This window comes from Streptosporangium sp. H16, assembly GCF_051918855.1.
Taxonomy (GTDB): Bacteria; Actinomycetota; Actinomycetes; order Streptosporangiales; family Streptosporangiaceae; genus Streptosporangium.
Genome location: NZ_JBPXMD010000032.1, coordinates 74517 through 86778, shown reverse-complemented (window position 1 = coordinate 86778; position 12262 = coordinate 74517). Strand labels below are relative to the sequence as shown.

The following is a 12262-nucleotide window of genomic DNA, read 5'->3' as shown; positions in this document are numbered from 1 at the left end:
CAGGCCAAGAAGGACGCCCTGGAGAAGGTCGGCGTCCGCGTCGGCAGGACCCCGAGCGAGACCGCCCGCCTGATGCGGTCGGCGCTGGCCGCGCTGGGCACGCCGCCCGTGCCGGCGGTGCCGCCCGTGCCTCCCGGGCCGCCCGTGAAGGTCTCCCTGGGAGCGGGGGAGGCGCCGTGAAGTTCGACGTCAACCTCTCCATCCTCTTCACCGAGCTGCCGCTGCTGGAGCGCCCCGCCGCGGCGGCCAAGGCGGGCTTCGACGCGGTCGAGCTCTGGTGGCCCTTCGCCGTCCCCTGCCCGGCCGACCGCGAGATCGACGCCCTGCGGCGGGCGATCGAGGAGGCCGGGGTGCGCCTGGTCGGCCTCAACTTCGACGCCGGGGACATGGCGGCGGGGGAGCGGGGCCTGCTGTCGCGGCCCGACGGCTCGGCCAGGTTCCAGGCCAACGTCGAGGTCGCGGCGGGCCTGGCCGGAGCGCTCGGCTGCCGGGTGCTCAACGCCCTCTACGGCAACAGCGTGGCGGGGCTGACCCCGCAGGCCCAGCGCGAGCTGGCGCTGTCCAACCTGTCCCTGGCGGCGAGGGCGGCGGCCGGGGTCGGCGCCACGGTCGTGGTCGAGGCGCTCAACTCCTACGAGAGCCCCGACTACCCGATCACCTCCTCGGCCACGGCCTTCGAGGTGATCGACCAGGTGGACGCGGGCAACGTGGCCTTCCTCGCCGACCTCTACCACCTGCACCGGATGGGCGAGGACGTGCTCACCCTCATCGACACGAGCGTCCACCGGTTCGGCCACGTCCAGATCGCCGACGCCCCCGGCCGGGGGCAGCCGGGCTCCGGCGCCATGCCGTACGACCAGATCCTCGAGCGCCTGGAGACCTCGGGATACCGGGGCCACATCGGGCTCGAGTACCGCCCCACCGGCCCCAGCGCCGAGAGCTTCGGCTGGAGGGACGCTTGACCCCCCGCACGGGCCGCACCACCGGATCGCGCGCGGTGACCGGCCGCGCCCCCTACCCCGGGCCGAGGCCCAGGGTCTCCACCTTGGAGGTATTCGATGAACGCTGAGCGAGGGAGGAACGGTGAGCCGCTCATGAACATCGGATTCATCGGCCTGGGGATCATGGGCAGTCCGATGGCGGCGAACCTGGTCAGGGCCGGGCACACCGTCGTCGGCTACGACATGAGCGCCGAGCGGATGGACGCCCTCGCCGTGGCCGGCGGCAAGTCCGCGGGCAGCGTGGCGGAGGCCGTCGCGCAGGCGGAGGTCGTGATCACCATGCTGCCCGACTCGCCCCAGGTGGAGGAGGTGACCTTCGGCGACGACGGGCTGCTCCAGCAGGGCAGGCAGGGTCTGATCCACATCGACATGAGCACCGTGCGGCCCGAGACCTCCCGCAGGGTCGCGCAGGCCGCGGCCGTCAAGGGCATCAGGGCACTGGACGCCCCGGTGAGCGGCGGTGAGCGCGGCGCGGTCGACGGCACCCTCTCGATCATGGTCGGCGGCGCCGCCGCCGACTTCGCGGCCGTACGCCCGCTCCTGGCGGTCGTCGGCACGACGATCGTGCACGTGGGTCCCGCCGGGGCGGGGCAGACCGTGAAGGCCGCCAACCAGCTCGTCGTCGGGGGCATCTACGGCCTGGTCGCCGAGGCGATCATGCTGCTCGAAGCCTCGGGGGTCGACCCCGCGGGCGGGCTCGACGTCCTGGCCGGCGGGCTGGCGGGCTCCCGCATCCTCGACCTCAAACGGCACTCCATGATCAGGCGCGAGTTCGCGCCGGGGTTCCGGATCGACCTGCACCACAAGGACATGGGCATCGCCATCGCCGCGGCGCGGGAGGCGGGCGTCTCGCTCCCGCTCACCGGGCTGGTCGCCCAGCTCGTCGCCGCGGCCCGTGCCCAGGGGCACGGCTCCCTCGACCACTCCGCCCTGCTCAAGGTGATCGAAAGGATCAACCAGTGAAGCGGATCCCCTGCATGGAGGCCGTGGTGGCCGTCCTGGAGTCCGAAGGCGTCGACACCGTCTTCGGCATCCCGGGCGCGGCGATCCTCCCACTCTACGCGGCGCTCCAGCACAGCGACATACGCAACGTCACCGTCCGCCACGAGGAGGGCGGCACGCACGCCGCCGACGGCTGGGCCCGGGTCACCGGCAACGTCGGCGTCTGCATCGGCACCTCGGGCCCGGCCGGCACCAACATGATCACCGGCCTCTACACCGCCCTCGCCGACTCCATCCCCATGATCTGCATCACCGGGCAGGCGGCGCGCGACAAGCTCCACCAGGAGGCGTTCCAGGCGGTCGACATCGTGGAGATCGCCAAGCCCGTCACCAAGTGGGCGGTCCAGCTGAAGGAGCCGGCCCAGGCCCCGTGGGTGTTCAGGGAGGCCTTCAGGATCGCCAGGTCCGGGCGGCCGGGCCCCGTCCTGATCGACCTGCCGATCGATGTGCAGCGCGGCACCTGCCTGTACGACGCGGAGATCGACATCCCGCTCCCCATCGATGTCCCGCAGCCCACGGCCCCGGCGGTCCGGGCGGCGATCGACATGCTCATGGGCGCCCGGCGGCCCCTCATCCTGGCCGGCGGCGGGGTGGTCATCGCCGACGCCGCCGCCGAGCTGCGCGCGCTCGCCGAGCACCTGCAGGTTCCCGTCCAGGTGACGCTGATGGGCAAGGGGGCCTTCCCCGAGGACCACCCCCTGTTCGCCGGCATGGCGGGCATCCAGACCCAGACGCGCTGGGGCAACGCGGCGCTGCTGGAGAGCGACCTGGTGCTGGCGGTGGGCGCCAGGTTCGGCGACCGGCACACCGGCGACCTCGACACCTACCGCCGGGGGCGCACGTTCATCCACGTCGACATCGAGCCCACCCAGATCGGCAAGGTCTTCGAGCCCGACCTGGGCGTGGTCGGCCACGCCCGGCCCACACTGGCGGCCCTGGCGAAGGAGGCGCGCGGCCGTACCGAGGCCCGCCGTCCCGGACGGTGGCCCGCGCGGGTCACCGAGCTGCGCAGCACGCTGCTGCGGCGCGACGACTTCGACGACGTGCCGATCAAGCCGCCGAGGGTCTTCCGGGAGCTGAACGACTTCTACGGGCCCGACACGACGTTCGTCACCGCGATCGGCCTCTACCAGATCTGGTCGGGACAGTTCCAGAAGACCTACCTCCCGCGCCGATACCTCGTCTGCGGGCAGGCCGGGCCGCTGGGCTGGGAGGTGCCCGCCGCGATGGGCGTCAAGTGCGCCTACCCGGAGCGGCAGGTGGTGGCCGTGGCGGGCGACTACTCCTTCCAATTCCTGATGGAGGAGATCGCGGTCGCCGCCCAGTACCGCATCCCGTTCGTCATCGTGATGATCAACAACGAGTATCTCGGGCTGATCCGCCAGGCCGAGATCCCCTACGACATGAACTACGCCGTCGACCTCCACTACGGCGAGGGCGGTGTCGACCACGTGAAGCTCATGGAGGCGTTCGGCTGCCCGGCCCGGCGCGTCGAGCTGCCTGGCGAGATCGGAGACGCGCTGGCCTGGGCGAGCGCGGAGTCGGACCGCCTGCAGCTCCCGGTGCTGGTCGAGGTCATGGTCGAGAGAGAGGCCAACGCGGCCATGGGCCCCGCACTCGACGCGATCAAGGAGTTCGAGCCGCTGCCCGAGCAGGAGCTCGCCCTGGCCATCGACTGGTCCGACTGAATCGACCGGTCCAACCGAGGAGACCACCCATGTCACTCATGCTCAAGCCGGGGTCGGCCTGGTCCGACGCCTACGACCGGTGCGTGGCGGCGGCGCCCCAGGCCTTCCACGACGACCGGGTGCTCAACCACTGGGGCGGCTTCTGGCAGCGCGACGGCCGCCCGGAGCCGGCCGCCTCACCGGTGGACGGCACCGCCATCGCCGGGCCGCCCCGCCTCGACAGGGCCACCGCCCTGCGCGCGGTACGGGCCGGTCTCGACGAGCACCGCCTCTGGCGCCACGTGCCGCTCGCCGAGCGCAAGGCCCGCGTCACGGCGGCGCTGGAGGCGATGACCGCCCACCGCGACCTGCTGACCCTGCTGCTGGTCTGGGAGATCGGCAAGCCGTGGAAGCTCGCCGCGGCCGATGTCGACCGGTGCATCGAGGGGGTGCACTGGTACGTCGGCGAGATCGACCGGATGGTCGCCGGCCGCGTCCCCCTGGCCGGCCCGGTCAGCAACATCGCCAGCTGGAACTACCCGATGAGCGTGCTGATGCACGCCATGCTCGTGCAGGCCCTCGCGGGCAACGCGGTCATCGCCAAGGCGCCCACCGACGGCGGGCTCGCCTGCCTCACCCTCGCGACCGCGCTCGCCGCCCAGGAGGGGCTGCCGTTCACCCTCGTCAGCGGGGGAGGCGCCGAGCTCTCCCCGGCGCTGGTGCGCGACAAGGAGCTGGGCTGCGTCTCCTTCGTCGGCGGGCGCGACGCGGGCGGGCAGGTGGCCACCTCGCTCGCCGACCTCGGCCACCGGCACGTCCTGGAGCAGGAGGGGCTCAACTGCTGGGGGGTGTGGGAGTACGGCAACTGGGAGCTGCTGACCGGGCAGATCCGCAAGAGCTTCGACTACGCCAAGCAGCGCTGCACGGCCTACCCGCGCTTCGTGGTGCAGCGTTCGCTGTTCCACGACTTCCTGGCCGCCTACCTGCCGGCGGTCCGGTCGGTGCGCTTCGGCCACCCGCTGGCCGTGCGGGGGCCCGACGACCCGCCGCCCGACCTCGACTTCGGCCCGCTGATCACCAACGCCAAGGTCAAGGAGCTCGCCGACCAGGTGGACGAGGCGGTGGCCAAGGGCGGGGTCCCCCTGTACCGGGGCTCCCTCGACGACGGGCTGTTCCTGCCCGGCCAGGACACCTCGGGCTACCTGGCGCCCGTCGCCATCCTCGGCCCGCCGCGCTCGTCCCCGCTCTTCCACGCCGAGCCCTTCGGGCCGGTCGACACCGTCGTGCTGGTCGACACCGAGGCCGAGTTGCTGGCCGCGATGAACGCCAGCAACGGCGCGCTGGTCGCCACGGTCTCCTGCGACGACGAGGAGACCGTCAGGCGGCTGGCCCCGGAGGTGCGGGCGTTCAAGGTGGGGATCAACGCGCCCCGCTCGCGCGGCGACCGGGAGGAGCTGTTCGGCGGGCTCGGCGCCTCCTGGCGGGGCGCCTTCGTTGGTGGCGAGCTGCTCGTCCGGGCCGTCACCCAGGGGCCGGAGACCGAGCGCCTGCCGGGCAACTTCCCCGGCTACACCCTCCTGCCCGCGTCCCGCTGAAGGGCGGGGGAGCCGAGGTGGTGTCGGAAAGCGCCGGAGAAAGCCGGGGGAGCCGAGGTGGTGTCAGAAGGCGCCGGAGAAAGCCAGGGAGCCGAGGGAGGTGTCAGAAGGCGCCGAAACGGTCGGCGGCGAGCAGGATCAGGAAGGTGAGCAGCGCGACGCGCAGGAGACGCCCCCCGTTTCCCAGGGACGGCCACGACATGTAGGCGAGCCAGCCGACGAACCCGATCACCGGAAGCACGGCGACGCCGCCCCAGAAGGACGGCACCGCGAATCCGGCCAGCAGGAGGACCACCAGCGCCACCGGGGCGATCCACCGGGGGAGCTGGAACAGGAAGACGAGCGGGGCCGCGCTGCGCAGCTCGACCTTCCGCCGCAGCCCGGTCGCCCCCGGCGTGAAGAACTGCTCGCCCGGGGGCAGCGGGCGCTTGCCCTGCCTGGGACGGGGCTGTGCCAGCGGGTGTGCGGGGCGTTCCTGACGCTTGTCGGCCACGGGTCGAGCCTAACGCCACCGCGCCCGCCGCGACATGCCCGGAGCCGGGGACCATCCGCCGCCCGCCGCCCCGCCCGTTCCCGGGAACGGGCGGGGCGGCGCGGCAGCGCCAAGCCCCTGAGGACACGGCCCCTGAGGACACGGCCCCTGAGGACACGGCCCCTGAGGACACGGCCCCTGAGGACACGGTCTCTCAGGGCACGGCGCGGCGGGGACCGGGAGCGGGCTCTGTCATGCTGGGCGGATGCTTGCTCTCATCCGCTACTCGGTGCCGCCGGGCCAGACCGAGGAGTTCATGCTCCGGGCTCATGAGATCGTCGACACCCTGGCCGGACAGCCGGGCTACGTGCGCGGCCGGGTGTCGAGGTCGGTGGACGAGCCGGAGCTGTGGGCGCTGGTCAGCGAGTGGGAGGGCGCGGGGTTCTACCGCAGGGCACTGGGCGCGGCGCGGATGGCGATGTATCCGCTGATGACCCTCATGATCAACGAACCGAGCGCGTTCGAGGACGTCGAGCGCCCCTGACGTCCCGCCCGTCGTCCCGCCGTCATCCCCTGGGAAGCTTTGCCCGGACGAGGCGGGCGGCATGGTTTATCCGCACGTCCCGGGGGTTCGTCTCCCCTAAGCTGGGAGCTCAATCAATTCCTCGCCGACCTCCAGCCGGATGGAGATTCTCCCTTATGGCACGCCGTACGGACATCATGGACACCATCGTCAGCCTCGCCAAGCGGCGCGGTCTTGTGTATCCCTCCAGCGAGATCTACGGCGGCCTGCGCGCGTCGTGGGACTACGGTCCACTGGGCGTGGAGCTCAAGAACAACGTGAAGCGGCAGTGGTGGAAGACCGTGGTGCAGGGGCGTGACGACGTGGTCGGCCTCGACTCCTCCGTGATCCTGGCTCGCGAGGTGTGGCAGGCCAGTGGCCACGTGGAGACCTTCACGGACCCGTTGACCGAGTGCCAGTCGTGTCACAAGCGCTACCGGGCCGACCACCTCGAAGAGGCCTATACCGAAAAACACGGAAAGCAGCCCGTTAACGGTCTGGCCGACATCACCTGCCCCAACTGCGGCACCAAGGGCGCCTTCACCGCGCCGAAGCAGTTCAGCGGCCTGCTGAAGACCTACCTCGGCGCGGTCGAGGACGAGTCGGGCCTCGCCTACCTGCGCCCCGAGACCGCCCAGGGCATCTTCATCAACTACCTCAACGTGCAGCAGTCGGCGCGCAGGAAGATCCCGTTCGGCATCGGCCAGATCGGCAAGTCGTTCCGCAACGAGATCACCCCGGGCAACTTCATCTTCCGCACCCGTGAGTTCGAGCAGATGGAGATGGAGTTCTTCGTCAAGCCGGGCAGCGACGAGGAGTGGCACCAGTACTGGATCGACGAGCGGTTCCGCTGGTACACCGACCTGGGCATCAACCAGGACAACCTGCGCATCTACGAGCACCCGAAGGACAAGCTCTCCCACTACTCCAAGCGGACCGTCGACATCGAGTACCGCTTCAACTTCACCGGCACCGAGTGGGGCGAGCTCGAGGGCATCGCCAACCGCACCGACTTCGACCTGACCGCGCACGGCAAGGCCTCCGGCACCGACCTGAGCTTCTTCGAGCAGGACACCGGCGAGCGCTACGTCCCGTACGTGATCGAGCCGGCCGCCGGTGTCGACCGGGCCACGCTCACCTTCCTGATCGACGCCTACACCGAGGACGAGGCCCCCAACGCCAAGGGCGTCATGGAGAAGCGCACGGTCATGCGCCTCGACCACCGGCTCGCGCCGGTCAAGGTCGCGGTGCTCCCGCTGTCGCGCAACGCCGACCTGTCGCCCAAGGCCAAGGACCTGGCGGCCCAGCTCCGCCGTCGTTGGAACGTGGAGTTCGACGACGCGGGCGCGATCGGCCGCCGCTACCGCCGCCAGGACGAGATCGGCACGCCGTTCTGCATCACCGTCGACTTCGACACGCTCGACGACCAGGCGGTGACCATCCGCGAGCGCGACTCGATGGCGCAGAAGCGGGTGGCTCTCGACCAGGTCGACGCCTACCTCCGCCAGCACCTCAACGACTGAGGCCCGCCCCGCCCGACCGGTCACGGCCGGCACCCCCGCACCCGGGGGTCGCCGGCCGTCGCTGTTTCCCGGCCCCGGCCCCGGCCTCTCCCGACTCCCGGTTCCGCCGGCCCCGGCCTCTCCCCGGCCCCGGCCTCTCTCCGCCACGGCTTCCCACGGCTCCCCGCCAGGGTTCTCCTCCGGCCGTTGCGGCTCCCCGCCCAGCTCCGGTGGCCACCGGCGACCCCCCACCGGGCGGCCCGAGGCGAAAGACGAGATAAAAAGCAGGCTTACGGCGGTTTTCGGAGGCTTTTGATGACATCAGGGTGATCGTTCGTTCGACGAAGGGAAGAACGATGGCGCGCGTATCACCTTGGAAGGCCGTTCCGGGGGTCGTGGCCCTCGGCGGGGTCGTCTTCCTGCTCACGGGAAGTGCGGCTCACGCCGATCCGCGACCCGCCCACGACGCGATCGAGCTGCGGCTGCTCGTCGACGACTGCCCGGCCTCGACCTCCCCGATCGCCCCGTGAACGAGTACACCGAGCGCACCGACCACGTGAGGGAGATCCCGTACGGCACGGACGGCGGGGCGGAGAGGGCGCCGGAGAGCGCCGTGCTCGGGCGGGCGCTGTTCGAGGTCAAGCGGGTGATCGTCGGTCAGGACCGCATGGTCGAGCGCCTGCTCGTCGCGGTCCTCGCCCGGGGGCACTGCCTGCTGGAGGGGGTCCCCGGCATCGCCAAGACGCTGGCGGCCGAGACGCTCGCGGGTGTCGTGGGCGGTTCGTTCGCCCGGATCCAGTTCACTCCCGACCTGGTGCCCGCCGACATCGTCGGCACCCGCATCTACCGGCCGTCCACGGAGAGCTTCGACATCGAGCTGGGACCGGTGATGGCCAACTTCGTGCTCGCCGACGAGATCAACAGGGCTCCGGCCAAGGTCCAGTCGGCGCTGCTGGAGGTGATGGCCGAGCGCCAGGTGAGCATCGGCGGGCGCACCCACCCGGTGCCCGCCCCGTTCCTGGTCCTGGCGACCCAGAACCCGATCGAGTCCGAGGGCGTCTACCACCTGCCCGAGGCCCAGCGGGACCGCTTCCTGATGAAGATCGACGTGGGGTACCCGAGCGAGTCGGAGGAACTCGCGATCCTCTACCGGATGAGCACCGGCCGGCCGGTCTCCCGGCGGGTGCTCGACTCCCAGCGGCTGCTGGCGCTCCAGGCGGCCGTGGACGACGTCTTCGTCCACCACGCCGTCGCCGAGTACGCGGTCCGGCTGGTGTACGCGACTCGGGAGCCCGCGCGGTTCGGGCTGGCGGACGTCGCCCCACTGCTGGCCTTCGGCGCGAGCCCGCGGGCGACGCTCGGCCTGGTCGCCGCGGCCCGCGCGCTGGCGTTGCTGCGCGGGCGCGACTACGTGCTGCCCGAGGACGTCGCGGACCTGGCCGGTGACGTGATCGCGCACCGGCTGGTGCCGTCGTTCGACGCGCTGGCCGACGACGTCTCCCCCCGGCGAATCGTGGACCGGGTGGCCGCGGCGATCCCGATGCCCAGGATCGCCCCCGGGCAGGGAGAGGCGGCCTGATGCGGCACCTGCTGTCCGAGCGGGTGCTCCGGCGGCTTGAGCTGACGGTGGTCAGGCGTCTCGACGGGCTGCTGCAGGGCGACCACCGGGGGCTCACCCCCGGGCCCGGTGGCGAGCTCGCCGAGGCGAGGCCGTACGCGCCGGGTGACGACGTGCGCCGGATGGACTGGAACGTCACCGCCCGCACGACGGAGCCGCACGTGCGGGACATGATCGCCGACCGGGAACTGGAGACCTGGGTGCTGCTCGACGCCAGCGCCAGCATGGACTTCGGCACCGCGCTGATGGAGAAGAGGGAGCTCGCGCTCGCCGCCGTCGCGGCGGTCGGCTTCCTCACCGAGCGGACCGGCAACCGCGTCGGGGCGCACATCCTGCACGGCGGCGAGGTCCGGCGGTTCCCCGCCAGAAGCGGGCGCCCGCATCTCATGGCGCTCCTGGGCGCCGTGTTCTCGCTGCCGCGCACCGAGCCGGGCGTCGCCGCGTCGCGCGTCGGACCGGCCGCCGACGACCTGCGCCGCGTCGTGCGCCGTCGCGGGCTCGTGGTCGTCGTCTCGGACTTCCTCGACCCCCCGGAGAGCTGGGAGCGGCCGTTGCGTCATCTCGCGCTCCGCCACCAGCTCCTCGCGGTGGAGGTCGTCGACCCCAGGGAGCTGACCCTGCCCGACGTGGGGGTGCTCACCCTCGTCGACCCGGAGACCGGCCGCCGCAGGGAGGTCTCCACGGCCGGCGCCCGTCTTCGCGAGCGCTACGCCGAGGCCGCCGCGGGCCAACGGGCGGCCGTCGCGGCCGCCCTGCGCCGGTGCGGGGCCGTGCACCTGCGCCTGGACACCGACCGTGACTGGGTCCGCGACCTGGTCCGCCACGTCGTGCTGCAACGCCGCCTGGCGCGGGCCCGTGGCGCGCAGGGTACGAGAGGCGGTGTGGCATGACGTTCCTTTCCCCCGTCTGGTTGTGGCTGCTGGTGCCCGCCCTGATGCTCGCGGTTCTCTACGTCGTCATGTATCTGCGGCGCAGCCGGTACGCACTGCGGTTCACCAATCTGGACCTGCTGGACAAGCTGGCGCCCAAGGGGCCCGGGTGGCGCAGGCACGTGCCCGCCGCGGCGTTCATGGGGATGCTGGTGCTTCTCGTCGTCGGGTTTGCGCGGCCGACGGCCGAGGTGCGGGTCCCGAGAGAGCGGGCGACGATCGTCGTGGCGTTCGACGTCTCCGCGTCGATGCAGGCCACGGATGTGGCGCCCAACCGGTTCGCGGCGGCGCGGGAGGCCGCGCGGCGGTTTGTCGCGGACCTGCCCTCCCGGTTCAACCTGGGCCTGGTCACGTTCTCGTCCTCGGCCTCGGTGAGCGTGCCGCCCACCGCCGACAGGGCCGCGGTGCTGGCCGCGATCGACCGGCTCACCACGGACTCCGGTACGGCCATCGGCGAGGCGGTGTTCTCGTCCCTGGACGCGATTGACGCGCTGGAGGGCGGCGAGGGCGGAGACCGGCCGCCCGCCCACATCGTGCTGATGTCCGACGGGTCGAGCACCATGGGCCGGACGCCGGAGCTGGCGGCGCGGGAGGCGGCCTCCCGGCGCGTGCCGGTCTCGACCATCGCGTATGGCACCTCCGACGGCACGATCCAGCTGGGCGGCCGGGAGACGCGGGTGCCGGTGGACGGCCCGGCGCTGCGCGAGCTGGCGGAGAGCACCGGCGGGGGTTTCTACGAGGCGGCCTCCGGCGGCGAGCTGCAGGCGGTCTACGACGACATCGGCAGCTCGGTGGGCTACCGGACCGAGCGGCAGGAGGTCTGGCCGTGGTTCGTCGGGGTGGCCCTGCTCGGCGCGGTCGTGGCGGCCGGAACCTCCCTGTTCTGGTTCTCGAGGATCCTGTGAGGAGTCGGCCATGGTGACGTCACACGATCGGCCCCCGGGGCTCGGGCGGCCCCGCGGGCCGGGTTTCACGCCGGGGGACCCGCCCGCGGCCGCGCCACCGGAGGAGACCGGCCCGCTGCCGGGCCAGGTGACCGGCGCGCGGAAGACGGGGGCGGGACGCGTCCTGGTCGCCGCGGCGCTCGTCGCCGCGGTCACCGGTGGAGCCGCGGGCGTCGCGACGGCCCGGCTGGCGGGAGAGGAGCGGGCCGCTCCCGTGGCGCTGCCCCGATCCACCGCGGGCCCGGCCGGCCCGTCCGGGCCGGCGGGAGTCGCGGGCGGCCTGCGCGGTACGGCGGCCAGGGTGCTGCCGAGCGTCGTGTCGGTCGAGTCGGGCCGGGGCTCGGGCTCCGGCTTCGTGATCGACGGCGCCGGGCACCTGCTCACCAACGCGCACGTCCTGGCCGGCGGCGCGGGCGTCACCGTCGTGCTCGGCGACGGGCGGCGGCTGCCCGCCACCGTCGTGGGCACCGACGAGGCGTACGACCTCGCGGTGCTCAGGGTGGACGACGCCCGCGGGCTGGTCCCCGCGGAGCTGGGCAGGTCCGCGGACCTCGCGGTGGGGGACCAGGTGCTGGCCGTCGGCTCCCCGCTGGGACTGGCGGGTACGGTCACCGGCGGCATCGTCAGCGCCCTCGACCGTCAGGTGAGGCTGGGCGGGCGCGGGCAGACCGCGTTGCAGACCGACGCCTCCATCAATCCCGGCAACTCCGGAGGTCCGCTGGTCAACGCCCGTGGCGAGGTGATCGGGGTCAACACCGCGATCGCGACGCTCTCGCGGCGCGGGGCCGGGTCGATCGGCATCGGCTTCGCCATCCCGATCGACAGGGCGGCGCCCGTCGCCGAACGGATCATCCGGGAGTGAACGAAGGCGGACGGACCTTCCGGGAGTGCACGGAGGCCTACGGAGGCGGACGGAAATGGAGGGAAGGGAATGCAGGGGAACAGGGGCGCGGTATGGCGGTGGCATCCG

The 12262-nt window shown here is 72.5% G+C and carries 12 protein-coding genes and 1 pseudogene; 12 read left to right on the top strand and 1 reads right to left on the bottom strand.

The window, feature by feature from the left end; all coding sequences use genetic code 11:
* The 5 genes and pseudogenes from ACTOQ2_RS35755 to ACTOQ2_RS35735 all read left to right on the top strand — a co-directional run.
* Positions 1–180, top strand: a pseudogene (locus ACTOQ2_RS35755) (hypothetical protein); the annotation flags it as partial.
* Positions 177–962, top strand: coding sequence for a hydroxypyruvate isomerase family protein (locus ACTOQ2_RS35750; protein ID WP_440105237.1), 786 nt, complete (start codon positions 177–179; stop codon positions 960–962). The pseudogene ACTOQ2_RS35755 and the gene ACTOQ2_RS35750, both read left to right, overlap by 4 nt.
* A 132-nt stretch (positions 963–1094) precedes the next feature.
* Positions 1095–1964 (top strand): 2-hydroxy-3-oxopropionate reductase, encoded by an 870-nt coding sequence (locus ACTOQ2_RS35745; RefSeq protein ID WP_440071774.1) that lies wholly within the window; start codon positions 1095–1097, stop codon positions 1962–1964.
* Positions 1961–3691 carry a glyoxylate carboligase gene (gcl, locus tag ACTOQ2_RS35740; RefSeq protein ID WP_440105236.1) on the top strand — a complete coding sequence of 577 codons (1731 nt, stop codon included), beginning with the start codon at positions 1961–1963 and terminating at the stop codon, positions 3689–3691. Before ACTOQ2_RS35745 ends, gcl begins: the two co-directional genes overlap by 4 nt.
* 29 nt (positions 3692–3720) lie before the next feature.
* Positions 3721–5265, top strand: a complete 1545-nt coding sequence (locus tag ACTOQ2_RS35735; RefSeq protein WP_440105235.1) for an aldehyde dehydrogenase family protein — start codon at positions 3721–3723, stop codon at positions 5263–5265.
* A 103-nt stretch (positions 5266–5368) separates the two neighbouring features.
* On the opposite strand, the gene ACTOQ2_RS35730 is transcribed toward ACTOQ2_RS35735, so the two are convergent.
* A complete protein-coding gene (locus tag ACTOQ2_RS35730) occupies positions 5369–5758 on the bottom strand; it encodes a DUF6703 family protein (RefSeq protein ID WP_440071771.1) in 390 nt (129 codons plus the stop codon).
* 244 nt (positions 5759–6002) lie between these two features.
* Between ACTOQ2_RS35730 and ACTOQ2_RS35725 the strand changes: the two genes are divergently transcribed.
* From ACTOQ2_RS35725 to ACTOQ2_RS35695, 7 genes are all read left to right on the top strand, one after another.
* Positions 6003–6281, top strand: coding sequence for an antibiotic biosynthesis monooxygenase family protein (locus ACTOQ2_RS35725; protein ID WP_440105234.1), 279 nt, complete (start codon positions 6003–6005; stop codon positions 6279–6281).
* 155 nt (positions 6282–6436) lie between these two features.
* Positions 6437–7822: a glycine--tRNA ligase gene (locus tag ACTOQ2_RS35720; RefSeq protein ID WP_440105233.1), complete on the top strand. Its 1386-nt coding sequence runs from the start codon at positions 6437–6439 to the stop codon at positions 7820–7822.
* Positions 7823–8157: 335 nt separating this feature from the next.
* The gene (locus ACTOQ2_RS35715) at positions 8158–8331 is read left to right on the top strand and encodes a hypothetical protein (protein WP_362677190.1); all 174 of its coding nucleotides are present in this window, start codon (positions 8158–8160) and stop codon (positions 8329–8331) included.
* Between the two features lie 26 nt (positions 8332–8357).
* Positions 8358–9380 (top strand): AAA family ATPase, encoded by a 1023-nt coding sequence (locus tag ACTOQ2_RS35710; RefSeq protein WP_440105239.1) that lies wholly within the window; start codon positions 8358–8360, stop codon positions 9378–9380.
* Positions 9380–10309: a DUF58 domain-containing protein gene (locus ACTOQ2_RS35705; RefSeq protein ID WP_440105232.1), complete on the top strand. Its 930-nt coding sequence runs from the start codon at positions 9380–9382 to the stop codon at positions 10307–10309. The genes ACTOQ2_RS35710 and ACTOQ2_RS35705 overlap by 1 nt, the downstream gene beginning before the upstream one ends.
* On the top strand, positions 10306–11253 hold the full coding sequence (locus ACTOQ2_RS35700; RefSeq protein ID WP_440105231.1) for a VWA domain-containing protein: 948 nt from the start codon (positions 10306–10308) through the stop codon (positions 11251–11253). The genes ACTOQ2_RS35705 and ACTOQ2_RS35700 overlap by 4 nt, the downstream gene beginning before the upstream one ends.
* A 10-nt stretch (positions 11254–11263) precedes the next feature.
* Entirely contained in the window at positions 11264–12154 is an 891-nt protein-coding gene (locus tag ACTOQ2_RS35695) for a S1C family serine protease (RefSeq protein WP_440105230.1), read from the top strand.
* Positions 12155–12262 lie beyond the last annotated feature (108 nt).

Excerpts from the sequence above, each read along its gene's own strand:
- ACTOQ2_RS35745 (WP_440071774.1), top strand. The coding sequence starts at position 1,095 with ATGAACATCGGATTCATCGGCCTGGGGATCATGGGCAGTCCGATGGCG.
- ACTOQ2_RS35735 (WP_440105235.1), top strand. The coding sequence starts at position 3,721 with ATGTCACTCATGCTCAAGCCGGGGTCGGCCTGGTCCGACGCCTACGAC.
- ACTOQ2_RS35725 (WP_440105234.1), top strand. The coding sequence starts at position 6,003 with ATGCTTGCTCTCATCCGCTACTCGGTGCCGCCGGGCCAGACCGAGGAG.
- ACTOQ2_RS35720 (WP_440105233.1), top strand. The coding sequence starts at position 6,437 with ATGGCACGCCGTACGGACATCATGGACACCATCGTCAGCCTCGCCAAG.
- ACTOQ2_RS35715 (WP_362677190.1), top strand. The coding sequence starts at position 8,158 with ATGGCGCGCGTATCACCTTGGAAGGCCGTTCCGGGGGTCGTGGCCCTC.
- ACTOQ2_RS35705 (WP_440105232.1), top strand. The coding sequence starts at position 9,380 with ATGCGGCACCTGCTGTCCGAGCGGGTGCTCCGGCGGCTTGAGCTGACG.
- ACTOQ2_RS35700 (WP_440105231.1), top strand. The coding sequence starts at position 10,306 with ATGACGTTCCTTTCCCCCGTCTGGTTGTGGCTGCTGGTGCCCGCCCTG.
- ACTOQ2_RS35695 (WP_440105230.1), top strand. The coding sequence starts at position 11,264 with ATGGTGACGTCACACGATCGGCCCCCGGGGCTCGGGCGGCCCCGCGGG.